Here is a 26,294-nt window from a genome sequence, read left to right as displayed (position 1 = left end):
CGGCGGGCGAATGGAAGGTTTTCGAAACAGGTGGCGAAAGAAAAGAAGCAGATAGCGAAGAATCGCAAGGCGTTTCATGAATACGAGGTGCTCGAGACGTTCGAGGCGGGCATGGTTTTGTCGGGTACGGAGGTCTGTTCGCTGCGCGAGAACAACTGCCAACTGACAGATTGTTTCGCCTTGATCCGTCACGGCGAGGTATGGCTGCACGGGCTTCACATCGCTCCGTATTCGCACGGCAACATCGCCAATCCCGACCCGGACCGCAAGCGCAAGCTGCTGCTGCATCGCAACCAGATCCGCTATCTCGAGGAGAAGACGCGCGAGAAGGGTATGGCGCTCGTTCCGCTCAATATTTACTTCGCTACGAACGGCCTGGTCAAGCTCGAATTGGCCGTTGCACGCGGTAAAAAGCTCTATGATAAGCGCGCCTCCATGGCGGAGCGCGATTCCAAACGCGAAATCGAGCGGGCGCTGAAGGCGCGCCTGCGATAGTCAAGGGGGTTTCGACCGATGGGTCTGTTCAGGAAGGCCACGCGCACCGCGGGCCGTGTCGCCAAAAATGTCGCCAAGGAAGCCGTGTTCGGCGACCTCGACCTCGATGACGGCAAGTCGTCGAAAAAACGCGGACGCGGGGCTTCTGCGAAAAAATCCAAAGAGCGTCGCGAGTACGAGGAATACCAGCGCCTGAAGGAGAAATTCGAGCCTAAAGACGATGCGACCATGCGCGCCGAATGGGAGCGCTACTACGAAGAGCAGTGCGAAGGGGGGTGCGAGACCTGCCCGTATTACGATTGGTGCCCCGACGATTTCGAAGACGAAGAGGAGCGGGTCGAAGAGGTTGTCGAGAGCGGCGAAGAAGCCGAGGAAGAACTCGAGGAAGAACCCGAGCGCGAGTTGACCGAAGAAGAGAAGGCTGCCAAGGCTGCGGCCGAGGAATTCTACGAGGCGGGCTGCGACGGCGAGTGCGAATCGTGCGAGCACTACGACTGGTGCCCTGCCGAGGAAGAGCCCGATCCTGATGATAAGGTTGTCGTGATGGGCATGACCCAGGGCGAGATGAAAGACATGGCGAAGGGCAGCGTCGAGCTTGCCCGTGAAGGTGCGCTTGCCGCCAAGGAGCTTAAAGAGGCCATGGATGACATCATGGGCGGACTCGATCTGAAGCGCTATCTGAAATAACGCTGCATGGAGAAGCCGGCGGCATGAATCGCCGGCTTTTTTTGCGCCATAGACGAGCTTTGCTTTCGCACGGTTTTGCGCCGATTTGGAAAAATAAGGGCTTTGCGGTCGAAAAAACGAGGCTTTGCCACGAAAGCATGTATCGATGAATCATCAGTCGGTGTTTTTTGCTAAAGATAAGCCACGAATGAGCTAGAAATGTTGCTTAAAGTGTCTTCGATGGCGCTTTCGCCAGGTTCATGCGTGGCAAAGCTGGAGAAAAATGACCTAGCGCGAGGATATTTTCCAAAGAAGAGCGAGTCGAGGCGTCGTTGCGTTTCAATTCGATGCAGGATCGGCTTTGCGGGAATCGGGATGCACTCAAGGGTCTTGCGTATCGAGCGGTCCCGATGTCGTAGGGGGGGGGTTGTGCGTGCGAGTTCTGCGAGAAGTTTTCGACGAGTTTGGCGCACATTTGGCGCACCCTTTGGCGCACGATTCAGCATTCATATAGCATCGGATTGAGCATCGAAAGCAAAAGGCCAGGTCAACAAGGACCTGGCCTGGGGTTTTAATGGAGCGGGTGACGGGAATCGAACCCGCGTCATGAGCTTGGAAGGCTCAGGTTCTACCATTGAACTACACCCGCGTTAGTGCGTTTGTTTATGTTACTACTCTTCAAATCATCGCACAAGATGCAATTTTATCAAATCCGCTTTCACCGTGCTATTTGGCGATGAGGACGGGCTTGCTGCAGATGCTCAGCAGCTTGTGGCCGACGCTGCCCAGGTAGCCTTTGATGCCGCCGAGTCCGCGGCTGCCGATGATGACGATGTCGTAGCCGTCCTGCTCGGCGAGCTTGGCGATTTCCGTGGCCGTGTCGGTGCCGTTGAGGATGTAGGTTTCGACGTCGTTGTCGATATCACGCTCGTCGAGGCGCGCTACGGCGTCGGAGAGCAGGGCCTCGGCGTCGCGTTCCATCAGCTCGAGCACCGAAGCGAAGCTGACCAGCTGTTCGTCGCTGAGCAGCGGGATGGCGACCACGTTGACGACGTCGATGCCTATTTCGTCGTTGCCCGCTCCGATGTCGGCGGCCAAATCAAGTGCGGCGGATGCGGCTTCGCTGCCGTCGTAGGCGACGAGGATTTTCTCAAGAGCCATGATGCCCTCCTTTGCGGTCGGACTGAGGCGGCCGAACGTGCGCGGCCGCCGGCGCGCGGTCGATCCCACCGCGCGCCACCAGTATACCCCTCCGCCGCTTCGAGCATGCGGTTTCCGGATACGCCCGGCCGGGAGGGCCTCCCTTGCGGCCGGGCGTGCGCGGCCTAGGCCTTGCGTTCGAAAATCGACACCACTTCGGTGTGGTAGGTCTGCGGGAACATGTCGACGGGCGTGGCGCGCAGCAGGGCGTATCCTGCGTCTTCCAAGCGTGCCACGTCGCGCGCCCAGGTGGACGGATTGCAGCTCACGTAGGCCACGCGGCGCGGGTTGGCTTCGGCGATGCTGCCGATGATTTCAGCCGCAAGGCCCGCGCGCGGCGGATCGACCACGAGCGCGTCGAGCTCGCCGAGTTCGGGAAGTTCGCGGGCCGCATCCCCGCCGATGACCTCGATATTGTCGAGGCCTGCCTCTTCGCTCACGCGGCGCAGGTCGCGCACGCTGCTGCCGTAGCTTTCGACGGCGAACACGAGGTCGCAGGCGCGTGCCAAAGGCAGCGTGAAGGTTCCTACGCCGCAATAGAGGTCGGCCACCACGGCATCGTCGTCGAGTTCGAGGCCTTCGAGAGCGATGCGGACCAGATGCTCTGCCTGGGCGGTGTTCACCTGGAAAAACGACGGGGCGCTTACCTTGAAGTCCTCGTCGCAGACCGACTCGGTCCAAAAGCCTTTGCCGGCGAGCACTTCGACGCCTTTGAGCTTGCGGGCCTTGCCGCGGTCGTCGGTCATGACGCGGACGATGCTCGTTGCCTTGACGGCTTGCGAAAGGGTCTTGGCCACAGCGGCGCGGGGGAAGGCTCCGGGGTTGGTCCACAGGGCAACCTCGAGCGACTTGGTGCGCAGCGAATGGCGTACGCCAACGCGGTAGATACCCAGGTCGTTGCCGCCGCTGAGATAACGCAGCGCGCCGCGTACGGCTTTCGGCGCCTTTTCGATCGCCTTGTGCGCAAGCGGACACGAATCGACGGGCAGGATGTCGTTGGTGTGCTTGCGATAGGGGCCGGTGACGAAGCCTCCGCGTTCGTCGCGCGCGCAGCCGAATTCGAGCTTGTTGCGATATCCCATCTGACGCTTCGACGGCACGCATGCGGCCACAAGCTCCTGGGCGCGCTCCTCGCCGAAGCCTGCGGTGCGCGCAAGCTGCGAAACGACGTTGGCGCGCTTGGCTTCGAGCTGGCGCTCGTAGGAGACGTGCTGCCAGCCGCAGCCGCCGCACTCGGCCGCATAGGGGCAGGAGGGGATCACGCGGTCTGCAGAAGGCGTGATGATGTCGATTGCGCGTCCTTCAAGGTAAGTGCCCTTGTCGGCGGTCATTTCGACGAGGGCCACGTCGCCCGGGCAGCCGCCTTCGACGAAGACGGTCTTTCCATTCGAGGCGCGTCCGATCGCCGCGTCGCCGTAGGCAAGTCGTTCTATGGTTATTTCTTCATGCATGCATCCTCTTTTCTCGCGTCCCGTCATTTTAGCGTATAATTCCGAACGCTAATGTGCCCCCTTAGCTCAGGGGATAGAGCGTCTGCCTCCGGAGCAGAAAGCCGCAGGTTCGAATCCTGTAGGGGGCACCAGCCGTTGAAAACCGCACGCCGCGCATGCGGCCTTGCTGCAAGTCTATTTACGGGTATGCACGAGAAAAGGAGCGCATGGGCATGGCTATGTACACCCCCGAATACCAGCCGAACGGCAACGAAATCGCCGTCATCAAAACCTCGAAAGGCGACGTCCGCGTCCAACTCGCAGGAGCCGACGCGCCGATTCATGTGGGCAACTTCGTAGAGCTCGCTCGCAAGGGCTTCTACGATAACCTGAAGTTCCATCGCTACGTTCCCAACTTCGTGATCCAGGGCGGCTGCCCCAACACGCGCGACCTCGATTCCGAGCAGGTCATCGCCGCAGCAGGCAACCCGTGGGCGGGCTTGGGTACGGGCGGCCCCGGCTACACCATCAAAGAGGAGTTCAGCACCAACCCCAATAACTCCCATGAGGACGGCGCCCTCGCCATGGCGCGCTCCCAGAACCCCGATTCCGCAGGTTCCCAGTTCTATCTGTGCCTCGGACCCCAGCATAACCTCGATTCCGGTTACACGGTGTTCGGCCAGACCATCGAAGGCAAAGACGTCATCGCCTCGCTTCGCGTCGGCGACGTGATCGAGACCGTCGAAATCGAAAACGCCGACTAACGGCCGCATCGGCCGCATCGGCACCGAAGGAAGAGTCTCATGGATAATCAATCTATCGCCCAGGCCCGCGCAGCGTATCAGGCGCGCGATTTCAGGACCGCGCTCGAGTTGTTCAACCAGTGCCTTACCGACCCCGCCGTCGTCAAGGGGCCGGGCGATTTGGGCTATATCTATCACCAGATCGGCAATTGCTTCTTGCAGATGAAGGATTTCGATCAGGCGATTCTCGCTTACACGCAGGCAACGGCGGATACGGCCTATGACGCGTGCGGCGCGGTGAACTGCAACCTGGGCAAGGCCTATGCTTTCCTGCACGACTACGAGAACGCCGTGTCCCATTTCGAGATCGCCGTTTCCGACGCGAAATACGATACTCCCTACAAGGCGTACCTCGGTCTTGGCAATGCGCTGCTCAAGCTGGGTAAAAATGCCGAAGCGGGCGTCGCGTTCCGCGAGGCTGCGCTCGATGTCAACAATCCCGATCGTACCAAAGCCCTGCTGAACCTGGGCGTGTGCTTTATGGCTCTGGGCCGTCCTGCCGATGCGGTGCAGTCTTACGAAAGTGCGCTGCAGTTCGATATGGACCCTGCCACGCGCAATAAGATGTATGCGAATCTCGGCCAGGCGTATGTGGCATGCGGCCAGATGCAGCAGGCTATGAGCGCCTTTGAAGAGGCATTGGCCGATAAGACGTATTTCTTGAGCGATTCCGCCAGCGTCGATTACGGCCGCGCTGCGCAGGCCGTCGCCACAGGCACCGCGGCCATGCAGCCCATCTCGGTCCCGGACGAGCCTGAAAACGACATGTCGGGCCTCGACGTGGCCGCAGACGGGGCGCCGCTTCCCCAGGAGGCCGCTTACGATCAGGCCACCCAGGCGTTCGAGCCGTACAGCGATCCCCAGTATTATCCTGTCGAAGCGTATGGCTATACGGTGCCTGACGGATATGCGTCGGGCGACGAGCGCTTCTTCAACGCGAGCGACGAAGAGTTGGAACGCTACTCGAAGGGCATTGCGAAACAGGATCGCAAGCGCCGCAACGTCGGTCTGAAGATCTTGGTCGTGTTCTTCACGCTGCTGCTGATCGCAGCTGCGGGCTGCGTGTTCCTTTACACGCAGGGCTGGGGCTATCCCACGCAGGAAAGCGTTGCCCGCAGCCTGTTCTCCGATACCGCGAACGCTTCGCAGTATTTCGTCGAGAGCATGGGCGAAGACAACATCGACGCGGCGATGCGCGGCGTCGTGCAAGATTCCAACATCACTATCGACGGCGTGGACAAGAGCATGTCGAACTCCACGGTGTACGTGTCGGCGAAGACCGCCGAAGGCGGCGATGTCGATTACCAGGTGCAGATGGTCCGCGACCTTCTCGGCTGGAAGGTTTCGGGCATCGAGATGTCGTTCCCCTCGCAGCAATAACTCCGCGCGCCGCATCTGCGGCGCGTTTTTCTCACGTAGGTTCCAATTCCGTCATCCGGCGGATTCGAAGAAAGGAAAAAAGATATGGCAATCGAGAAGACCTACTCCATGCTCAAGCCCGACGCCGTGCGCAACCGTCACATGGGCGAGATCATCGCTCGCATCGAGCGCTCCGGCCTGACCATCGAGCGCATGGAGCTCGGCATGGTCACCCCCGAGCAGGCTGCGGCCAACTACGCCGAGCATGAGGGCAAGCCCTTCTACAACGGCCTGATCGAGTACATCACCAGCGGCCCCGTGGTCAAGATGGTCGTTTCCGGCGAGGGCGCCGTCAAGAAGATGCGCACGCTCATGGGCGCCACCAACCCCGCAGAAGCCGCCCCTGGCACGATTCGTGGCGATTTCGGCCTCATCATGGACGAAAATGTCATTCATGGCTCCGATTCCCCCGAGTCCGCCGAGCGCGAGATCGGCGTGTTCTTCGGCGCGTAAGCAATTCGAACGCGATGCGACGGGGCCATCGATCGTGAGTCCCTGCATAGGAGGAGGAGCGCGTGCTCTACCGAATCATCGATGCCGATGACCTTCCGTCGCTGATCCGAGCTTTCATGGAATCATACGAACTTGTAGCCCCGGTCGCACACGGCCAGGGCTACATTTTCGATGTGATCGAAAACCCCGACGACGTGGTGCTTGATTATCCCACCACGATGGCATCGCCGAAAAAATACTTCCTCCCTCCCGAGGAAACGCTTTTCAGATTCGATGTGGCCGAAAACGACGTGATCGAATACGAGCTCGATGTGAAGCCTCGTGTGCTTTTCGGCGTGCATCCTTGCGACTTGAACGCGATCGAGCGTCTCGATGCCGTATTTCTCGATTCGCGCTACAGCGATCCGTATTATCGTGCACGCCGCGAAGCGACCCTGATCGTCGGCGTCGGCTGCATGCCCACGTCGAGCTGCTTCTGCCATCGGGTCGATGCCGACGAGGCCCCTCGTGGCTACGATTTGTTCTTGCAGGACCTGGGGGACCGCTACTGGGTCTCCATTTCTTCGGTCGCCGCGGCCGAGATTCTCGAGGAAAGCACGCATTTGCGTGAAGCGACCGATGACGATCGCGCCGCCTTTGCCGCAGCCAACCATCGTCGCGCTGCCGCTTTCGACGAGTCTATTCCCAACGTGCAAGACATCGCCATGCTGATGGACACCTACCATCGCGATCCTTTCTGGGCCGAGCTCGGCTCGCGCTGCCTGAACTGCACGGCGTGCGCGGCGGTGTGTCCTACCTGCATGTGCTTCGACATCAAAGACATCCTCGCTCCCGACGCTAAGACCGGCGAGCGCGTGCGTACCTGGGATTGCTGCACAAGCCCCGAATTCGCCCAGGTGGCCGGCGGCCATAACTTCCGTGCCGACGAGCGGGGCCGCGTGCGTCATCGCATGTATCACAAGCTCAACGGTTTCAAGATGAAGCACGGCACCATGCTGTGCGTGGGCTGCGGCCGTTGCGTGCGCGCCTGCAAGACCGATATCAATCCTATCGAGGTCTTTAAATTCTTCGCTGAAAAGACCCGTTCGTCGGCCGTGACGACCAAGGAGGCAAACGATGCCGAATAGCCATGCGCATACGACGTCGGTCCAGGTGTCGCGTCTCGGCAGCGCCGACCATGTCAAAACGGGCGCCGAGTTGATGGCGGAAAACCCGTACCGTCCCTGGCCTGCCCGCATCACGTCGATTACCGACCTGACCGCCACCGAGAAGCTTTTCGAATTCCGTCTGATCGACGAGCGCATTCGCTCGGCATTTCATCAGGACCCCGGCCAATTCGTCGAGCTTTCCATCTTCGGCGTGGGCGAGGCGCCCATCTCCATCTCCTCTGCGCCGTCCAAGCAGGGATTCATCGAGCTGTGCGTGCGCCGCGCCGGTCGTTTCACCGAAGTATTGCATACCATGCAGTGCGGCGATGTGGTTGGCATTCGCGGGCCTTTCGGCCGCGGATTCCCTTTCGAGGAGATGAAGGGTCACGACATCTTGCTCGTGGCGGGCGGTCTGGGTATCGCTCCGTTGAAGTCGCTCATCAACTACATCCACGACGAACGTCATGCCTTCGGCAAGGTCACGATCATCTATGGGTCGAAGAACCCGCGCGAAGTGATGTTTCGCCATCAATTCGAAATGTGGAAGCATCGCAACGACTTCGACCTGCATCTCACCGTCGACAACTACGAAGAGGGTTGGGACGGCGAAGTCGGCCTGGTTACCAAGCCTTTCGAGAACCTCGAAGTGGATGCCGAGAATACCTACGGCGTGCTGTGCGGCCCTCCTGTGATGTATCGCTTCGTCGTCGAAGAGATGCGCAAGAAGGGCATTCCCTACGACCGCATCTACATGAGCTTCGAGCGCCATATGAAGTGCGGTATGGGTAAATGCGGCCACTGCCAGGTCGGTCACCAGTATGTGTGTATCGACGGGCCGGTGTTCAACTATTGGGAAGCGAAGAATATCCAGGGGTCGATGTAATATGGCTTGCTCGAACAATATGGCCGGCATGCCGCCTCGCGTGGTCATCGTGGGACTTGCGAGCTGTTTCGGCTGCCAATTGCAAATCACCAACGACGAAGCCCATCTGCTCGATGTTCTGGGTCAGGTCGACTTGCGCTACTGGCAGCTCGCCTCGAGCGCTCCCGAGCCCGAGGGCGACGTGGACGTGGTGGTGGTCGAAGGCGCCGTGACCACGGAGGAAAGCAGGCGCTGCGTGCAGCAGTGGCGCGAGCGCGCGCGCACGCTCATCGCGATCGGCGCCTGTGCCGTCACGGGCGGCATCCCCGGCATGGCGGCGAAGGGTCTTGCTCCCCGCTATGGCGCGGTCTATGGCGCCGACGTGCCCGAGGCGTGCGGCGAAACCTGTGCTCCGTGCAGCGTGTCTTCGGTGGTCGACGTCGATTTCGAGGTGCGTTCGTGCCCGATCGACACGGCTGATTTCGTCCGCGTGCTCGAGCGTGCGCTCTACGGCAGCAATGCCCTTGATTTGACCGACACCATGTGCGGCAGCTGCAAGCGTAACGAAGGCGGCTGCCTATGGCGCCAGGGCAAGCAATGCCTCGGCCTGGTCACGCTGGCAGGATGCGGCGCGAAATGCGTGAACCTGGGCCGCGAATGCAACGGGTGCCGCGGCCTGTCGCCGCATGCCAACCTGCCCGCCGCACGCGCCATGGTCGAAGCGATGGGCATGAGCGTATCCGATTTCGACGAGGCGCTCGAGCTGTTCAATCAGACGAACCCGATGCTGCGAGAGGGGAAATAATGACGGCGACGACGCTGACCATGCACCATATCGCCCGTGTCGAAGGCCACGGCAACGTGCATGTTTCCATCGAAGACGGCGTGGTGCGCGACGTGCGCATGAATATCGTCGAGCCCGCCCGCCTGTTCGAATCCATGGTGGCGGGGCGCCCCTTCGACAAGGTGAGCTATATCGCGTCGCGTATCTGCGGCATCTGCTCGTCGAGCCACGTGGTGACCGACCTTATGGCCATCGAGGACGCGTTCGGCATCGAGGTGTCCGATCGCACGCGTATGCTGCGCGAGCTGCTTATCTACGGAAGCTATCTGCAAAACCACGCGTCGCATCTGTTCGTGTTCGCCGCGCCGGACTTCGTGGGGGAGGAGAGCCTGTTCCCCGTCGCGCAGAAGGACCCCGAGCTTTTCGAGGGCGGTCTGGCCGTTAAGGCGCTCGGCAACGAGCTGTGCACGAAGGTCGGCGGCCGGTCTATCCACCCGATTACTGCGGTGGTGGGCGGCTTTACCCATGAAATCGAGCGTGACGAATATCTCGAGCTGGCCGATAAGCTGGCCGCCATGCGTCCGTTTGCCGAGCATGTAGTCGACGTGTTCGCGGCCTTTTCGGTGCCGGATATCGCTTCGAAGGGCGATTTCATGGCGCTGTACGAAGAGGGTCATTATGCGGTGGCGTCGGGAAGCCCGCGCTTTGTCAAAGACGGCCGTGTCTTCGACGTGCGCGATTACCGAGACTTGATCGACGAGTACCGGGTCGATCATTCGGCGGCATATTTCTCGCGTCGCGCCGACACGGGCGAGACGTTTGCGACGAGCGCCCTGGCGCGCATCAACACGAGTTGGAACGAGCTCACGCGCGAGGCGCGCCTGGCGGCGGCGAAGGCGGGCCTGAGGCCGCCTGCGCTCAATCCGTACGACAATAACGTCGCCCAGGCGGTCGAGCTCGTCGACGTGTGCGTGCGCTGCGAGGCTATGCTGCGCGAACTCGCCGAGATGCAGGGTTCCAGCGTGCCTGTGGCGTTCGAGCCGCGCGCCGGGCGCGGCGTGGCTATGACCGAAGCGCCGCGCGGAACGCTCGTGCACGATCTCGAATTCGACGAGCAGGGCCGCGTGCTCAAGGCGAATATCATCACGCCGACGGTCCATAATCTCAGCGATACCGAGAAAAACATCCGTCAGGTCGCCGAACTTTTGACGGCGCAGGGCGTCGACGAGCCTGTGCTTCGTCTTGAAATCGAAAAACTCGTGCGCGCCTACGACCCGTGTCTTTCTTGCTCGGTTCACTAGACATCGCAGCATCTTCCATCGTATTCCGAGGACGACAGAGTGCTTCTGTCGTCCTTTTTCGTTACGGTATTCGGCCCGTGCCGATTTCCCGATATCGCGCCTAGAGCTTTCCATTCGTTGCAAAGGATGGCGCGATTGCGCCTGCAAGCTTTCCTAATAGGCCATCAGGGTGCGGAAAGGCAAGAAAGACACCGAAATCCCATTTTGTAAAACCCCATGTCAAAAGCATAGTAGACATCACATGAAATTGAGTAAATGGCGTTTCACGGTGTTTGCGGGATGAATCGGGTCCTGAAAGCGTCGCATAATGGCCTTGTTCGTTTTCGAGCCCCGCAGCACGGCGCAATGGCTTCTCGCAATGGCGGCGAGCGCTGGCACGAAACATGCTTAGATGGAATCGAATCGGTTCTATAAGAAATGAGAAAGGAAAGGTACAGGATGAAAATCGTTGTTTCTTTCAAGGTCGTCCCTGACGATCAGGACATCCAGGTGTCCGGCGACGGCAGCCTCGATTTCTCCAAGGCGCACAAGATCGTTTCCACCTACGATCTGAATGCTATGGAGGCCGCTGCTCAGCTCGCTGCTGCCAACGAGGGCTCTTCTGTCGTTGGTGTCACCGTGGGCGACAAGAAGATCGACGACTCCAAGCTGAAGAAGAACGTTCTCGCCCGTGGCGTCGACGAGCTCTTCATGACTGCCGATGATGCCTGCGCCGACATGGATGCCCATGCCACCGCAGCTGCTCTCGCCGAGCTGGTCGCCAAGGTCGGCGACTACGACCTGATTCTGTGCGGCGACGGTTCCGCCGACAACTACGCGCAGCAGGTCGACGTGCAGCTCGCTGCCAAGCTCGGTCTTCCCGTTGTCAACGGCGCGACCAAGATCGAGGCCGGCGACGGCTTCGTGACCGTCGAGCGCACCCTCGAGGATGTCGTCGAGACCGTCGAGGTTCCGCTCCCGGCTGTCGTTTCCGTCACGCCCGATGCCGCTCTTCCGCGCATCCCCGGCATGAAGGACATCCTGGCTGCTGGCAAGAAGCCGATGAACGTCGTTGCTGCCGACGGCACCTACGCCAACGCCATCGAGGTCGTCGACTGCAAGGCTCCCGAGCAGGCCGACCGTAAGCTTGAAATCATCGACGCCTCCGAAGACGGCGCCATCGAGAAGTTCGCTGCCGCCATCAAGGCTGCGCTGTAAGGGAAAGGTGGACGTAAAGATGAAAGCACTCGTTCTCGCTGAACGTTCCGACGCTATCGCCGAGCTCTGCGCCGGCGCCCGCACCGTTGCCGACGAGGTCGTCCTGGTCGCTTTCGGCGACACCCAGGTCCCCGAGGCCGTCGCTGACAAGATCGCCCATATCGCTCTTCCCGAGGGTGCTGTGATCGACGACGCCGCCGACACCGTGATCGCCGCTTTCGACGCCGACAAGGCCGACGTCGTCTTTGTCGAGCCGACCAAGCACATGAAGGTCGTCGCCGGTAAGCTCGCTGCTCACCTGGGCGCTTCCGTTATCACCGACGTCATCGCCTTCGATGGCGACGTCGCCACCAACATGTTCTTCGGCGGCGTGGCTATGAAGAAGCAGAAGGCTGCCGGTGTGGCTATCTACACCGTTGGCGCCGGCGTGTTCGCCGAGGCTCAGGCCTCCGGCGCCAACGCCGTCGAGGAGCTGGCTTGGGTTGCTCCCGCCAAAGCTATCAAGCTGGTTTCTTCCAAGGCCATCGAGAAGAGCGGCGTGGACCTGTTCAAGGCCGACGTCGTCGTCGCCGCTGGCCGTGGCTTCGCTGCCAAGGAAGACCTCAAGATGGCCGACGACCTCTGCGAGAAGCTGGGCGCAGGCCTCGGCTGCTCCCGTCCGCTGACCGAGGGCGTCGACTGGCTGCCGACCGAGGTTTACATCGGCGTTTCCGGTCTCATGCTCTCCCCGAAGGTTTACATCGCAGCCGGCATCTCCGGCCAGATGCAGCACATGGTCGGTTGTAACCGTGCGACCACCCTGTTCGCCATCAACAAGGACAAGAACGCTCCTATCTTCAAGCAGTGCGACTTCGGCCTGGTTGGCGATATCAGCACCGTTCTCCCTGCGCTGACTGCTGCTCTGTAATCAGCTTCGCTATCGAGGGCCGGCGCGGGCGCTGTCTGCGTCGGCCCTTTATCAACCATATAAGGAAAGGATGAGTCAATGGCAGACTTCGACGCGATCGTCGTCGGCTCTGGCTGTGCTGGCTCCGTCGCCGCTTACGAACTCGCCAAGGCGGGCAAGTCGGTCCTCGTGGTCGAACGCGGCAACTTCGCCGGTGCGAAGAATATGACGGGCGGCCGCATCTACGGACATTGCCTGCGCGCCGTGTTCCCCGACAACTTCGACGAGATTCCCTTCGAGCGCAAGGTGTCTCACGAGCGTATCTCGCTTATGTCCCCCGATTCGAACTTCACCATCGATTTCGCTTCCGACGAGCTTCTCAAGGACGGCCAGGAATCTTACACCGTCCTCCGCGGCCCCTTCGATCAGTGGCTGGCCGAGCAGGCTGAGAACGCCGGCGCCGAGTACATCTACGGCATCGCGGTCGAAAAGCTGGTGAAAGACGAATCCGGCAAGGTCGTCGGCATCTTCGCCGGCGAAGACGAAATCACCGCCGATGTCGTGGTCCTCTGCGACGGCGCGAACTCCCTTCTGGTCGAGCAGGCTGTGGGCGCCAAGCGCGTTTCCGCCTCTCAGATGGCTGTCGGCGTCAAGCAGGTCTTCGAGCTTCCCGAGGAAGAGATCGAGAAGCGTTTCCAGTGCAACCCTGGCGAGGGCGCCGCATGGCTGTTCGCCGGCGACTGCACCCACGGCACCTTCGGTGGCGGCATTATCTACACCAACAAGGACTCCATCTCCATCGGCATCGTCGCCGGCATCGAGGCGACCGCCGAGAAGGCGACCGTCCCGGTGTATCAGATGCTCGAGGATCTGAAGAACCGTCCCGAGGTCGCTCCTGTGCTCAAGGGCGCCAAGCTGGTCGAGCATTCCGGCCACATGGTTCCCGAGGGCGGTATCACCACGATGCCCGAGCTGATCGCCGACGGCGTGCTTATCGCGGGCGACAACGCCACGATGTGCGTGAATCTCGGCTACACGGTGCGCGGCATGGACTACGCCGTCGCCGCAGGCCAGATGGCCGGCCAGGCGGCTGCCAAGGCTCTTGACGCAGGCGATACTTCCAAGGCGGGCCTGCAGTGCTACGTCGATGCGCTGGAGAATTCCTTCGTTATGAAGGATATGCGCCAGTTCAAGAACGTCCCTGCGTTCATGGAGAACTTCGACCGTATGTTCTGCGGCTACCCCGAGATGATTCGCGACATGATGAACACCATGTTCGTCGTCGACGGCACTCCGGTCGGCCCGATGAAGAAATCCATGATGCCTATCGTCAAGGGCATGGGCATGATGAACCTGTTCAAAGACGTTCGAGGAGCGATGAAGGCACTATGAGTGACATCAAATTCACGGTGAACGTCGACGAGTACCTGTCTCTGAACAAATACGAGGTCGACGAATCCAACGCGCATATCGAGCTCAAGGGCGGCGCCGAGGCGTGCGATCCGGCCGAGTTCGACAAGCTTATTCGCGTGTGCCCTGCTGCGCTGTACAAGCGCGACGAGGACGGCAAGCAGTCTTTCGACTATGCCGGCTGCCTTGAGTGCGGCACCTGCCGCATCGCGTGCGGCGACACTATCGTCGAGAAGTGGGAGAACCCTCAGCCGACGATGGGCGTCGAGTATCGCTTCGGCTAGGATTCAGGCGGTCGGCTCCGACCGCCATCCGCATTCGCTGGATTTCGCAAGGAGGCGATCCGCAAGGGTCGCCTCTTTTTTTGTTTTCATCGTTTCCGCCCGATTCGGGGCGCAGGGAAGCCCTCCGTTCGCTCGGGGCTTCTCTAAGCGCATATAAGATGATGTTTTCCATAATGCTCGCATGTGTCTCAATAAGTAAATTATCGTCCGTTACGAAGGCTCTCGGAGCCTCGTTCTCGTTTCAAGGGCAGAGGGGGCGTTGCGAAGGAGCGAATCCAGCTTCTTCTGACCGATGCAGGCAGGCGACCCGGGTATGCCGCGTCGTCGCTTTCGGGGTTCCGGCAAGGCGGCTCGGGGTGCAAAAAAGAAACGCCCCGAGGCTTTCGGGACGTTTCGTGATAAGCGGGAGCAGGGCGGCGTTAGTCGTTGTTCTCGCCGCGGTGCATGTTGATGTAGTCGAGCAGCTCGCTGCGCTTGTGCACGTGCATCTTAGAATAGATGTGGCGCACGTGGGTCTGCGTGGGTGGTGTACGGCGAAATAACGAGTTTTTTGGAGATGTTGTCGACCGTGTAGCCGCGTGCGATATACTTCAGGATCTCGCCTTCGCGCTTGGAGAGCGAGAATTCCTCGATGGCCGCGTCGCATACTTCCTCGATTTCGGACGGACCTGCAGGAGCCTGGGTGAGCTGTACGAGCATATTCTCTTTATGCAGCAGCGGCACCAGCATGGCTGCGAGCACGCATAGCAGCAGAAGCGACGTGCCTTGGGTGAAGTTCTCGGCCAGGAACGCATTATGCTCGTATATTACCGCCCATGTATCGCCGGCGAAAAAGCCGAGGCGCACGATAGCGCTCGAAATGGCGAACGCGAAGATGGGGGAGAGGTGTCCTTTGTTGGAAAGGGCGCCGAAGTAGGCGATCAGGAATACCTCGAATACGCCTGCAAGCGTCACGGTGATGACGAACGAAATGTCGAAACGTTCGGGGTTGCCGTTGACGAATACCGCCAAAGCAACGATGCAGGTCACGACGAGCCACGGCAGAAGGCGATACGATGCGATGCTGCGCTTGGTTATTTTCTGAACGATCGAGATGACCAAGCAGACCAGGGCCGCACCGACGATGCCCAGCACGTAGGACAGGCCGTCGGGCAGAAGCGTGCTTTCGGGAATGATTGCGATGTTGAAGTAGCATCCGACGCACGTGAGGAAGATCACGATCGAGATGGCGGCAGTTGCCTTGGACGTCTTGGCTCGCGTCGCCTTGGGCAGAAGCGTGGGAAGCTTGCGGTCTCCGAGCCCCTGATTCTCTTTTATATAAGCAAAGGCGCTTATCACGGGAAAGGACGCGACGAAGACGTCGATCACGTAGTGGGGAAGAAGCGATGCCACGATAGCCGATGGCAGCATGACGCTGCCGAAGATGAATACGAACTTGCTTAGCGAGAAGTTCGACTTGCGTCGTGCATGGAATTCGCCCCATGCGACCCAGAACACGGCGTTGCAAACGGCGAATACCAGAGGAAAGACGACCAATGCGAGCACGGGGGATTTCAAAGCGAACCCGAGCACGCCGAAGGCGAATGTGGCGACGGCCATGACGCCGGCGATCGCCGGGATGGCCTTCTGATGGTCGTAGAAGCGGGTTTTTCTGAACGCCATCGGCGTGACAAGGAATGCTATGCCCGTGAGGGCAAGGGTCGAAAGCCAAGAAAAGGTGACGTTGTTGTCGGTGATCGGCGTAGACGTGAAGAAGTTGGGCGTGAACCACAGGCAGTAGTACCACGCAAGAATCAGGCTTATGCCTAAGTAATGAAGCCCGATCCTCTCCCGATTTTCCGATGAAAACAGTGCATTCTTCGCACTTGAGTCAATCATTCCGAGCCTTTCTCCCAGTTATGGATACGAACATAGCACATAGATAAAATCAATCGATTTTGCGTTATAGGACCGGTGTTTATATCGGATTTAGGCATTCGGCTTCCTGCGCGAACGAAAAAAGACCGCTTCTGAAGAATAAGGATATTACGAGGTCAATGCATCCCTTGATTTTGAGTATGCATTCCGAAACCGCTCCCATCAAGTTGAGTAAAGAGCTTTTAGCGGCATTTGCGCGATGGCAGGACGGACCCTTCAAGCACAAGATATCCACATCTGATCCGTGTGTCTCCATGGACGCAGCTCTACGGGGACACGAGACGACATTTCCACGAGAGGAGGCGTAGGAAATTCGGCGAAGGGGCCGAAACGACTTGATCGCTTCGTAGCGGTCGCATCCCCCGCGAGTCCTTATAGAGGTCTCTTTCTTACGAGTATCGCGCCTTTCTCTAGTTATACGCGAGCGAGGCGAGGCACCGGGACCTCTCTAAGCATAGAAGGGGATGTTGGGAATTCCGCGGCTTTCTGGCATGCGGATATTTGAGAAAGGGAAATCACATGTCTTTTCTTGCTAAGAGCAAGGGCGAGGTGACGTACAAGGACCTGACCGGTTTTCATAAGTGGTTCTTGATCATCCTCATCTCGATGGGTTCTTCCATCATCTACACTCCGATGTATCTGAAGAACGTTTTCTACGAGCCTCTGATGCAGGGTCTCGGCTGCACCAACGCCGACCTCGGCGCCATGGTGTCCTTCTATGGTATCGCCGCAGTTATCTTCTACTTGCCTTCCGGCGTGCTTGCTGACAAATTCCGCATGCGCACCCTGGCAACGTGGGGCTTCCTCGGCACCGCCATCTTGACCTTCGTCTACGCCACTCTGCCTTCCGTGACCATGTGCTACGTGCTCTTCGGCGGTATGGGTATCACCTCCATCCTGATTTGGTGGGGCACTCGCTTCAAGGTCATCCGTCTTTGCTGCGAAGAGGACGAGTATCCCACCAAGATCGGTATCAGCTACTCGATTTACGGTGCGGTCGGCCTTGTCGTCGGTCTGATCAATGCCGCCATCGTTGCCGCCATCCCCGTGCCTGCACAGGGTATCCAGGCTGTCTTGATTCTCTTGGGCGCCATCATCGCTCTGCTCGGCATCCTGTCCTACATCTTCATGCCTGATTTCAAGGGCGAGATCAACAAGGACGCCAAGGGCTTCAGCGTCGCCGACGCTCTGGAGGCCGTCAAGACCCCCGGTGTTATCTGGGCCTGCCTCGCATACTTCTGCGTGTACACCGTGTATCAGGGCGCTACCTACACCACGCCGTACCTGACCTCCCTCGGCACCGACTCCAACCTCGTCAACGTCGTCGGCCTCATCCGTACCTACGGTATCGGCCTGCTTGCCGGCCCCGTGCTCGGCGTCATCGCCGCTCGCATCAAGAGCACCAAGACCATCATGGGCTGCTTGGTTCTTGCTCTGGTCATCCTGGGCGTGTTCATCATCCTGCCGCAGGATCCCGGCATGGCCATCATCGCCGTTTGCCTGGTCGTCGTGTTCGGCTTCGCCACCTACGGTGCTTTCTCCATCGGCTCTTCGCCGCTGTCCGAGCTGGGCATTCCCATGCGCATTTTCGGCACCGCCGCGGGTCTGCTGTCCGTCATCGGCTTCTGCCCGGACATCTTCATCCACACCTGGTACGGCGGTATGATCGACGCTTCCGGCGACGCTGCCTACAACATGATTTTCGCGATCGAGGCTGTCTTCGCGGTTGCCGGCGTCTTCTTCCTCTTCATGTGCCTGCGCACCGTGAAGAAGCATCTTGCCGCGAAGAACGCCTAGTCAGCGCTTCGCGTAGGTCGGCCGTCATCGTCGGCGGCCGACCCGGTTCCCTTCGCAGGATTCGCGCCGAATCCGATTCGACGAATACGGTGCGGGGCTTTCCGCCCCGCACCCTCATACGACTTTTCCGATGTATGCAAAGGACTTTATGCTCATGGAAAATAAACTTGATGCGATGTCTCTCATGAACGATCAGATGAAGGCCGTTCTTCAGAAATCGGCCGAACTTGCCGGCGACGCGTTCGTCACCGACGTGGGATTCGAAGAAATGCGCGCCAACTATGTGAAGGAGCGTGGTTTCTGGAACGAAGGCGGCCCGGTGATGGCCAAGACCGAGGATGTCGTCTTCGAGGGCCCGAAGGGCGAGTTCATCGCTCGCTTCTACTATCCGGTAGAAGCCGAGAAGCTTCCCGTCATCGAGTTCATCCATGGCGGCGGTTTCGTTGTCGGCAGCCCCGCCACGCACGATCGCGTCTGCCGTATCCTGGCAGACCGTACCGGCGCCGCAGTCGTGAGCGTCGACTACCACCTGTCTCCCGAGTCCAAGTATCCTGCGAACATCCAGGAATGCGCCCTGGTCGCGAAGTATCTGCACGAGCGTGGTGCTGAGCGTGGCATCGACGGCGACGACCTGTCTTTCGCGGGCGACTCCGGCGGAGCGGTCCTGTCCATGGCCACCAATCTGTGGCTGCGCGACGAGGAGGGCGATAACTCCTTCGTCAAATCCCTGCTTCTTTACTACGGCTTTTACGGGCTGGTCGATTCTGTTTCCCGCCGCCTCTATGGCTGGGATATCGACGGCATGCGCAAGGAAGACCTGGTCTACTACAACCAGTGCTGGCTCAACGACCTCGAGGCCGAGACGAGCGCTCCTTACGTCGACATGCTGGCCAACGACCTCAAGACCGGCATGGCTCCGTGCTACATCGCCGCTGCCGGCCTCGATCCGCTGCGCGACGACAGCGAGTGCCTCTCGCGCGTCCTGACGCACAACGGCATCGATAACCAGTTCGAGGTTTTCGACGGCGTGCTCCACGCGTTCGTCCACTACTCCCGCATGCTCGACGCCGCTACCGAGTGCATCGAGCACAGCGCCGAATTCTGGAAGACTCGCCGCGCCTAGCGCGGTTCGGCGGCCCGCTGCGGCTGCATAGAAACCTTTTGGTATCAGCGCGCTTCCCTCAGATGGGGCGCTGGTGGAAATCCTTATAGCAAACAGGAGGTTATCATGGATTTCAATCTGACCGACGAGCAGGAGCTTATCGTTGCATCCTACCGTGACTACATGGAGAGCGAAAACTGGGAGACCTACTTCCATGAGTGCGACGAGAAGCATGAGTATCCTCTGCGCTGGACGCAGGGCCTGTGCGAGCTCGGCCTCGATCGCATCATGCTCGACGAGGAGCACGGCGGTCTGGGTCTCGAGGAGCCCCTCACCACTCTGATGGCCATCTACGAGGTCCTGGGCCAGTACGGCGCTCCGACCTACGTTCTCTATCTGCTGACCGGTTACAACACCATCGTCCGCGAGGGTACCGAAGAGCAGATCGAAGCTTGCCTGAAGTACCTGGGCACCGGCGAGCAGGTCGTCAACTCCGCTTGCACCGAGCCGGGCGCCGGTTCCGACGTTTCCGGTCTCCAGACCACCTACAAGCGTGAGAACGGCAAGATCTACCTGAACGGCACCAAGACCTTCATCACCTCTTCTCTGGGTGTCAAGTACCTCATCGTCATGTGCCGCGACGCTGACAACCCGGATGTCATCTCCGAGTTCTTCGTCGATATGTCCAAGCCCGGCATCAAGCTGTCCCCGCTGACCAAGCTCGGTCTGCGTATGGACTCCTGCTGCGAGGTCTATCTCGATAACGTCGAGATGGAGGAGAAGGACTTCTTCGGCAAGGAGGGCAACGGCTTCAACCGCGGCGTTGCCGACTTCAACTTCGAGCGTTGGCTCGTCGGCGCTTGCGACTACGGCACGGCCATCTCCGCTTTCGAGGATGCCGCCAAGCATGCCTGGACCCGTATCGCTTTCGGCAAGCCGGTCGCTCGCTTCCAGCTGAACTCCCTGAAGTTCGCTCATATGGCCATCAAGCTCGATTCCATGCGCAACATGCTCTATGAGACGGCTTGGGACGCCGACCACAACCGCGGCGGCGACGTCGATGCCGGTCGTGCTGCCATGTGCAAGTACTACTGCGCCAACTCCTCCTTCGAGGTCGTCGACGACGCTATGCAGGTCATGGGCGGCATCGCCGTTGCTTCCGAGCACCGCATCAACCGCATCTGGCGCGACCTCCGCGTCGACCGCGTCTCCGGCGGTACCGACGAGATGATGATTCTCACCGCCTCCAAGAACGCCATCAAGCCCTATCGTCAGTAATAGCGCTTCTGCGTTCTTAACCCTCAGGGATTGACGGGAGAGGGGCGGCCGAAAGCCGCCCCCCGTACCCGCCTGGATACAAGAAAGGTCGTGTCTATCATGGCAATTCCTACCGAAAAACCGTCCTTCGGCCCTCTTGATGGCGTCAAGGTCGTCTACGCTGCAGTCGAGCTCGCTTGCCCGAAGGCCGCCGACCTGATGGCTGACTGGGGTGCGGATGTCATCTGGCTCGAGAACACGGGCGCAGGCGACACCATTCGCGACACCGCCAACGTCAAGCAGGCCGAGCGTCGTAACCAGCGTTCCGTCTCGATCAACTACTTCTCCGAAGAGGGCAAGAAGGCTTTCTTCGAAATCGTCAAGGATGCCGACATCTTCATGGAGGCCTCCAAGGGCGGCACGTGGGCTCGTAAGGGCATCACCGACGATGTCCTGTGGGAGCTCAATCCCAAGATGGTTATCGTCCATGTTTCCGGCTTCGGCCAGGAGGGCGACCCCAAGATGGTCAAGCGCGCTGCGTACGACCTGACCGTTATGGCCTACTCCGGCATCATCATGCAGAACGGCACCCCCGAGCAGCCCATGCTGCCTGGACCCTACGCCGGCGACTACTTCAACACCCTGATGATCGGCTTCTCTACGATGGCCGCTCTCTACAAGGCCGAGAAGTCCGGCAAGGGTGAGTCCATCGACCTCGCCATGTACGAGACCCTTCTTGCCATCGGTCAGTACTACCTGGTCGACTACCTCAACGACGGCGTGAAGTGGCCTCGTCCCGGCGCCCGCAACCAGAACCTCTGCGGCATCGGCGAGTTCGAGTGCAACGACGGCTTCCTGGGCGTCTGCCTCTACGGCGTCGACCAGAACAAGCACTTCCTCGAGACCATCGGCCTCGGCCATCTCTGGGGCACCGAGGACATCCCCGAGGACACCTCCGGCCTCTGGCTGTCCAACCCGCATGCCGACGAGATCCAGGCTGCGTTCGAGAAGTACTGCCTCGAGCACTCCAAGTTCGAGATCGAAGAGGACTTCGCCGCCCATCGCATCGCCGCTCAGGTGATCAACGACCTCGACGACCTGCCGAATCAGGAGCACATGAAGCTCCGCGGCAACTGGCTCGACTGGGAGACCGCCGACGGCGAGACCTTCCATGGTCTGGGCGTGTTCCCGAAGTTCAAGAACAACCCCGGCCAGGTGTGGCGTCCGATGCCGCACCAGGGAGGCGACACCGTCGATGTGCTGGTCAAGGCCGGCTACACCGAGGAGCAGGTGCGCGAGCTCGCCGAAAAGGGCGTTGTCAAAATCAGCGAATAACGCGATTTCCCGAAGTCGCTTAGACGCAAAGGAAGAGAGGAGCCCGATTCGTTTCGGGCTCCTTTTGCAAGAACGCATAGGTGGAGTGAGCTAGCAATGAGCACTATCGTCGGCAACGGCAATCTTCGCAATCTGTGGGAAAGGCTGAGCACGGATCGCGCCGACCATGCTTTCATGGAGTTCCAGAATAGAGAAGGGGAGCGGCAGGCGTTCACGTATGCCGAGTTCGACCGCTATATCAACCGCACGGCCAATTACTTCCTCTCCTTGGGCGTGAAGAAGGGCGATAACGTCGCCATCCAGCTCTACAATTCGCCCGAAAGCGTTTCGACCGCTATGGCCCTTGCGAAAATCGGCGCGGTCGCCGTCCCGATCAACATGGCGCATATGGTGGACGAATGCGCGTTCGTCTACGAGAAGTGCGGCATCGATATGGTGGTTGCCGAACCCGATTGCCAGCCGTTTTACATTTCCGACGTGCCTGAAGGCATCGAATGGCGCAACCCTGCTCCTGCTCGCATCGAAGAGGTCTGCCCGATGAGGCGCGTGTTGGTATCGCACCTCCGTGGCGGGGAGCCCCTGCTTGACGGGGCGACTGATTTCGATGCCGGTGTGGCGGAGTGCTCCGACGTCCTTGAGGATCGCTGCGAGCTGTCCGCGCTTGACACGGCCATGATCATCTTCACGTCGGGTACCACATCGCGTCCGAAGGGCGTCGAGCTTACGCATGGAAACATGCTGTTCGGCGGTTATTTCGGTATCTGGCAGTGCGGCTTGACGCCTGAAGACCGCTTGCTGACCACCATGCCTGCGTTCCACTCCAATTTTCAGACCGCCGCGTTGATGCCGGTGCTCGTCGCAGGCGCGACGCTCGTCTTCGTCGAGAAGTACAGCGCCCGTCGCTACTGGAAACAGGTGCGCGAGTATCGGGCCACTTCGCTTCAGCTGACCGCCATGATCGCGCGTACGATGATGGTTCAGCCTGTCGACGAGGGCGAACGCGACCATCAGGTCCGTTCGATCCAGTACTACCTCGCTATCACCGACGAGGAGAAGGACGCCTTCGAAAATCGTTTCGGCGTGCGCCTGATGAACTGCTACGGCTCCACCGAATCGGTGTGCTGGGTCTTGACCGACCTGCCGTTCGGCGAGCGCCGCTGGCCTTCGGTCGGCCGCGCGGGCCTGGGCTATCAGGTCGAAGTCGTCGACGACGAGGGTCGTGCCGTCGAGTCGGGATGCGTGGGCGAAATCGTCGTTCACGGTATGCCGGGCATCACGCTCATGAAGGGCTATTACGACGAGCCCGAGATCACGGCGGAGACGATCGATTCCGACGGATGGATGTATACGGGCGATAAGGGCTACCGCGACGAAGAGGGCTGGTTCTACTTCGTCGATAGGAAGTCGAACATGATCAAGCGCTCGGGCGAAAACATCTCGGCCTCCGAGGTTGAAGGCGTTCTCGCCAGCCATCCTGACATTGCGGAAGCGGCCGTTATCGGCGTGCCTGATCCCGTGCGCGACCAGGCCGTCAAGGCGTTTCTGATTCCCGAGAAGGGATGCGTCCTCGATCGGGACGAGGTCGTTGGGTACTGCAAAGGCCGTTTGGCGGGCTTCAAGATCCCGTCCATTATCGAGGTGGTCGACGATCTGCCGCGCACGAGCGTGGGCAAGATCGCCAAGAAGCTCTTGAGCTAACGGATCCGCTTTTCGCAGGGAACCGCGCCGTCTTGCAAACCGCTTCCGTCGGCGCGGCGAAGTACGAAAGGCGGGCCATCGCCGGCCTCGAGCGGCCGGTTGAATCCAAGGAGGACAGATGATCAGCACTGAAATCGTAGGAAAGACTTTCGGCCCATTCGTTCGTGACTACACCTTCAAAGATCTTGAAATCTGTGCGCTCGGCTGCGGCTGCGCGTGGGATGGCAAGGTCGACCTGGAATACGTCAATGAACACGATGCCAAAAACCCCGATTTGAAGGTGCTGCCGATTTTCGGCGTGCCTCTGACCGTGAACGAGGAGATGACCACTACCCTTGATTACGGTTTCGACTACTCCGGCTCTCTACATTACGGTATCGACGTGTATTTCCATGCGCCGTTCAAGATGGAAGACCATATCGAGACGTTCGTGACCCAGGAGGCCATCTGGGACCGCGGCGAAGGCCGAGGGTCGTTGTCCAAGCAGGTAGGCAAGTCCTACAGCTCCGACGGCACGCATCTGTGCACGGTCGAAACCTATGACTGCTGCATTTATGACGGCGGCTTCGGCGGAGAGCGGCCTCCGAAAGATGTCGTTGAATATCCCGACCGTGAACCCGATTTGGTTTACGAGGAGGTCTGCGGCCTGCAGTGGCCGCTGATCTACCGCATGATGGGCGATTGGCATCAGCAGCACATCGATTGGTCCTATACCGAGCAGACCGGCCTTGCACGTCCGATCAATCACGGCGTGTGCAGTGCGGGTATCGCGATGCGCCACGTCATCAAGCTGCTGTTCCCGGGCGAGCCCGAGCGTATGAAGCGTTTCAAGTGCCGATTCACTTCGCCGGTCTTGCCGGGCACCAAGCTTCGCACTCAGGTTTGGAAGATTTCCGACACCGAGGCTCGATTCCGCATGGTCGATGCCGAGGCGTTCGATGCAGTCCTCGCCGCCGGCGAACGCACCCCGAAGCCCTTCCTGAATTCCTGCATCGTCGAGTGGGAATAGCACGGCGGAGCATCGAGCGGCATTGGTCGCTCTGCGACAGCGCGACGGCCGTTCGGTATTCGCTCGTGTTTTTCGATATATGACGGCGTAACGCTTTCGGAACGGTTGGGGGCCATAAGTTCCCAACCGTTTTATCAGGGGATATACTCAAATGAATCGTGCATTGAACGGCGCGCCCCGTTCTTATCCAAGCACGGCCCCCCTCCAGCATTATAAGCACTACCTCATGCGGCAATCGAAACGGATGCGCGGCGCGGCGCTTTGCCACGAAGGAGAAACGCATGGACGATATCAAAAAAGACACTCAGGTCACGAGCCCGCCGGAAGATCCGATAGCCGGCATGGTTCCCGCCGATGTTCGCACGCAACGATCCTATAAATCAGAGCGCGCGCACCGCGTCGCCGAAAAGGTGAAGGGCATCCCTTCCTCCGCGAAGAAGGCCGCAAAAAAGACGATCGACGACGTTGCCATGACGCCGTTCCTTCGCAAGATTTCGTTCTTCTCGAGCGGCGGATCGTTTTTGGACGGCTACGTCCTTTCGCTGATCGGCGTCGCGTTGACCCAGATCGTTCCTCTATTCGATTTGACGGCGGCGGAAAGCGCCGCGATCGGCGCATCGGTTATGCTCGGCATTTTCTTCGGCACGATTTTCGGCGGCTATCTGACCGATGCTATCGGTCGAAAGAAGATGTTCACGATCGACATCATCGCAATCGCGGTTTTCTCCATCCTGAGCGTCTTTGCGACGACGCCGCTTCAGCTTATACTGGCGCGATTTTTCATCGGCGTCTTCGTCGGCGCGGATTATCCTATCGCCACATCGCTTATTGCCGAGTTCACCCCAAAAAAGCACCGTTCGGTCTCCATGGGCATGGTTTCTGCGGCGTGGTATTTGGGCGCAACCGTTGCAGCTGTAGTGGGCTATTGCCTCTACGGCGTCGAAGACGGCTGGAAGTGGATGCTCGGCAGCGCGGTCATCCCCTGCATCATGCTGCTTGTCGGCCGTCATGATATTCCCGAATCGCCGATGTGGCTCGCCCAGAAGGGGCGCATCGAAGAGGCCGAAGAGGTCGTGCATCGCGTGTTCGGCGACGATGTCGAACTCGAACCCGAGGCGGTCTCGCAGAAGACGTCGCTGGGTGCCCTGCTCAAGTCCGGCTATATGAAGCGCATGTTGTTTCTCGGCGTGTTCATTCTGTGCCAGGTCGTTCCGATGTATGCGATTTATACCTTCGGTCCCGACATTATGTCGGCATTCGGGCTGGGCGAGGGTCATGAGGCCATTCTTGGAGAAAGCGCCGTCAGCCTCTTCTTCCTGATCGGCAGCATTCCCGCTATGTTCTGGCTCAATTCCATGGGTCGTCGCAAGCTTTTGCTGATCAGTCTCGCTATGATGGCGGTCGGCTTGCTTATTCTGGGCTTTTGGCCGACGGCTCCCATCTGGGTCGTTATCATCGCATTCGGTCTGTATGCGTTCTTCAGCGGCGGACCGGGCATCCTGCAGTGGCTTTATCCTAACGAGCTGTTCCCGACCGAGGTTCGAGCATCTGCCGTGGGCATCGCCATTGCATTCAGCCGTGTCGGCACCATCTTGGCGACGTATGCCACGCCGATTTTCCTTGAGGCGTACGGCATCGGTCCCACCATGATGGTGGCTGCGGGCCTTGTCGTGTTCGGCTGGGTCCTATCGCTTGTGATGGCGCCGGAGACCAAGGGCAAATCACTTGCGGAGACGAGCGCGATCGAGGACGTGCCCGCCGTTCGCCGGAAGCCGACTGCTTAAGGCCGCGGCGATCTTATCGACGCTTCGGGACCTGAGAAGGCGTGCTGCGCGCTCAAC

At 59.8% G+C, this 26,294-nt stretch carries 24 protein-coding genes and 2 tRNA genes; 21 read left to right on the top strand and 5 right to left on the bottom strand.

The genetic code is table 11. From position 1 onward, the window contains the following. Positions 1–30: 30 nt before the first annotated feature. Together smpB and Q6E04_RS00865 are read left to right on the top strand one after the other, a co-directional pair. Positions 31–495, top strand: a complete 465-nt coding sequence (gene smpB, locus Q6E04_RS00870; protein ID WP_123197569.1) for an SsrA-binding protein SmpB — start codon at positions 31–33, stop codon at positions 493–495. A gap of 18 nt (positions 496–513) precedes the next feature. Beyond that, complete coding sequence (locus Q6E04_RS00865; protein WP_303248954.1) at positions 514–1,182, top strand: hypothetical protein; 669 nt, start codon at positions 514–516, stop codon at positions 1,180–1,182. Positions 1,183–1,736: 554 nt separating this feature from the next. On the opposite strand, the gene Q6E04_RS00860 is transcribed toward Q6E04_RS00865, so the two are convergent. The 3 genes from Q6E04_RS00860 to rlmD form a co-directional block, all read right to left on the bottom strand. Continuing rightward, positions 1,737–1,810, bottom strand: a tRNA-Gly gene (locus tag Q6E04_RS00860). A gap of 77 nt (positions 1,811–1,887) precedes the next feature. Further along, positions 1,888–2,322 (bottom strand): universal stress protein, encoded by a 435-nt coding sequence (locus Q6E04_RS00855; RefSeq protein ID WP_303248953.1) that lies wholly within the window; start codon positions 2,320–2,322, stop codon positions 1,888–1,890. A gap of 164 nt (positions 2,323–2,486) precedes the next feature. Beyond that, positions 2,487–3,812: a 23S rRNA (uracil(1939)-C(5))-methyltransferase RlmD gene (gene rlmD, locus Q6E04_RS00850; RefSeq protein WP_303248952.1), complete on the bottom strand. Its 1,326-nt coding sequence runs from the start codon at positions 3,810–3,812 to the stop codon at positions 2,487–2,489. Between the two features lie 55 nt (positions 3,813–3,867). On the opposite strand from rlmD, the gene Q6E04_RS00845 reads away from it, so the two are divergent. From Q6E04_RS00845 to Q6E04_RS00810, 8 genes are all read left to right on the top strand, one after another. Then, positions 3,868–3,943, top strand: a tRNA-Arg gene (locus Q6E04_RS00845). 81 nt (positions 3,944–4,024) lie between these two features. Further along, positions 4,025–4,555, top strand: a complete 531-nt coding sequence (locus Q6E04_RS00840) for a peptidylprolyl isomerase (protein ID WP_303248951.1) — start codon at positions 4,025–4,027, stop codon at positions 4,553–4,555. A gap of 39 nt (positions 4,556–4,594) precedes the next feature. Continuing rightward, positions 4,595–5,974, top strand: coding sequence for a tetratricopeptide repeat protein (locus Q6E04_RS00835; protein WP_303248950.1), 1,380 nt, complete (start codon positions 4,595–4,597; stop codon positions 5,972–5,974). A gap of 84 nt (positions 5,975–6,058) precedes the next feature. Continuing rightward, complete coding sequence (gene ndk / locus Q6E04_RS00830; RefSeq protein WP_009139270.1) at positions 6,059–6,466, top strand: nucleoside-diphosphate kinase; 408 nt, start codon at positions 6,059–6,061, stop codon at positions 6,464–6,466. Positions 6,467–6,528: 62 nt separating this feature from the next. Continuing rightward, positions 6,529–7,593 (top strand): 4Fe-4S dicluster domain-containing protein, encoded by a 1,065-nt coding sequence (locus Q6E04_RS00825; protein ID WP_303248949.1) that lies wholly within the window; start codon positions 6,529–6,531, stop codon positions 7,591–7,593. Continuing rightward, complete coding sequence (locus Q6E04_RS00820; protein WP_303248948.1) at positions 7,583–8,497, top strand: FAD/NAD(P)-binding protein; 915 nt, start codon at positions 7,583–7,585, stop codon at positions 8,495–8,497. Before Q6E04_RS00825 ends, Q6E04_RS00820 begins: the two co-directional genes overlap by 11 nt. Position 8,498: 1 nt before the next feature. Next, positions 8,499–9,281 carry an NADH:ubiquinone oxidoreductase gene (locus tag Q6E04_RS00815; protein ID WP_303248947.1) on the top strand — a complete coding sequence of 261 codons (783 nt, stop codon included), beginning with the start codon at positions 8,499–8,501 and terminating at the stop codon, positions 9,279–9,281. Then, complete coding sequence (locus Q6E04_RS00810) at positions 9,281–10,561, top strand: Ni/Fe hydrogenase subunit alpha (RefSeq protein ID WP_303248946.1); 1,281 nt, start codon at positions 9,281–9,283, stop codon at positions 10,559–10,561. The genes Q6E04_RS00815 and Q6E04_RS00810 overlap by 1 nt, the downstream gene beginning before the upstream one ends. Before the next feature lie 100 nt (positions 10,562–10,661). Here Q6E04_RS00810 and Q6E04_RS00805 read toward each other — a convergent pair whose 3' ends face one another. Beyond that, on the bottom strand, positions 10,662–10,946 hold the full coding sequence (locus Q6E04_RS00805) for a hypothetical protein (protein WP_303248945.1): 285 nt from the start codon (positions 10,944–10,946) through the stop codon (positions 10,662–10,664). Between the two features lie 53 nt (positions 10,947–10,999). On the opposite strand from Q6E04_RS00805, the gene fixA reads away from it, so the two are divergent. From fixA to Q6E04_RS00785, 4 genes are all read left to right on the top strand, one after another. Further along, complete coding sequence (fixA, locus tag Q6E04_RS00800; RefSeq protein WP_303248944.1) at positions 11,000–11,758, top strand: putative electron transfer flavoprotein FixA; 759 nt, start codon at positions 11,000–11,002, stop codon at positions 11,756–11,758. Between the two features lie 19 nt (positions 11,759–11,777). Continuing rightward, complete coding sequence (locus tag Q6E04_RS00795; RefSeq protein WP_303248943.1) at positions 11,778–12,665, top strand: electron transfer flavoprotein subunit alpha/FixB family protein; 888 nt, start codon at positions 11,778–11,780, stop codon at positions 12,663–12,665. Positions 12,666–12,743: 78 nt separating this feature from the next. Continuing rightward, positions 12,744–14,036, top strand: coding sequence for an FAD-dependent oxidoreductase (locus tag Q6E04_RS00790; RefSeq protein WP_303248942.1), 1,293 nt, complete (start codon positions 12,744–12,746; stop codon positions 14,034–14,036). Further along, positions 14,033–14,338, top strand: a complete 306-nt coding sequence (locus Q6E04_RS00785) for a 4Fe-4S dicluster domain-containing protein (protein ID WP_123197556.1) — start codon at positions 14,033–14,035, stop codon at positions 14,336–14,338. The genes Q6E04_RS00790 and Q6E04_RS00785 overlap by 4 nt, the downstream gene beginning before the upstream one ends. A gap of 489 nt (positions 14,339–14,827) precedes the next feature. Here the strand turns inward: Q6E04_RS00785 and Q6E04_RS00780 are convergent, their stop codons facing one another. Then, positions 14,828–16,216, bottom strand: a complete 1,389-nt coding sequence (locus tag Q6E04_RS00780) for a LuxR C-terminal-related transcriptional regulator (protein WP_303248941.1) — start codon at positions 16,214–16,216, stop codon at positions 14,828–14,830. 558 nt (positions 16,217–16,774) lie between these two features. On the opposite strand from Q6E04_RS00780, the gene Q6E04_RS00775 reads away from it, so the two are divergent. The 7 genes from Q6E04_RS00775 to Q6E04_RS00745 all read left to right on the top strand — a co-directional run bounded on the left by Q6E04_RS00775 (position 16,775) and on the right by Q6E04_RS00745 (position 26,237). Further along, the gene (locus tag Q6E04_RS00775) at positions 16,775–18,052 is read left to right on the top strand and encodes an MFS transporter (RefSeq protein ID WP_303248940.1); all 1,278 of its coding nucleotides are present in this window, start codon (positions 16,775–16,777) and stop codon (positions 18,050–18,052) included. A 154-nt stretch (positions 18,053–18,206) separates the two neighbouring features. Further along, the gene (aes, locus tag Q6E04_RS00770) at positions 18,207–19,175 is read left to right on the top strand and encodes an acetyl esterase (protein ID WP_303248939.1); all 969 of its coding nucleotides are present in this window, start codon (positions 18,207–18,209) and stop codon (positions 19,173–19,175) included. A gap of 105 nt (positions 19,176–19,280) precedes the next feature. Continuing rightward, positions 19,281–20,432 (top strand): crotonobetainyl-CoA dehydrogenase, encoded by a 1,152-nt coding sequence (gene caiA, locus Q6E04_RS00765; RefSeq protein WP_303248938.1) that lies wholly within the window; start codon positions 19,281–19,283, stop codon positions 20,430–20,432. Between the two features lie 99 nt (positions 20,433–20,531). After that, complete coding sequence (gene caiB / locus Q6E04_RS00760; RefSeq protein WP_303249059.1) at positions 20,532–21,746, top strand: L-carnitine CoA-transferase; 1,215 nt, start codon at positions 20,532–20,534, stop codon at positions 21,744–21,746. A gap of 96 nt (positions 21,747–21,842) precedes the next feature. Further along, positions 21,843–23,444: a crotonobetaine/carnitine-CoA ligase gene (caiC, locus tag Q6E04_RS00755; protein WP_303248937.1), complete on the top strand. Its 1,602-nt coding sequence runs from the start codon at positions 21,843–21,845 to the stop codon at positions 23,442–23,444. A 118-nt stretch (positions 23,445–23,562) separates the two neighbouring features. Further along, positions 23,563–24,453: a MaoC/PaaZ C-terminal domain-containing protein gene (locus tag Q6E04_RS00750; protein ID WP_303248936.1), complete on the top strand. Its 891-nt coding sequence runs from the start codon at positions 23,563–23,565 to the stop codon at positions 24,451–24,453. A gap of 281 nt (positions 24,454–24,734) precedes the next feature. Then, complete coding sequence (locus Q6E04_RS00745) at positions 24,735–26,237, top strand: MFS transporter (protein WP_303248935.1); 1,503 nt, start codon at positions 24,735–24,737, stop codon at positions 26,235–26,237. Positions 26,238–26,294: the final 57 nt, after the last annotated feature.

This window comes from uncultured Slackia sp., from assembly GCF_959608125.1.
Lineage (GTDB): Bacteria > Actinomycetota > Coriobacteriia > Coriobacteriales > Eggerthellaceae > Slackia.
The sequence above is the reverse complement of the archived record's forward strand: the minus strand, read 5'-3'. Positions and strand labels throughout refer to the sequence as shown.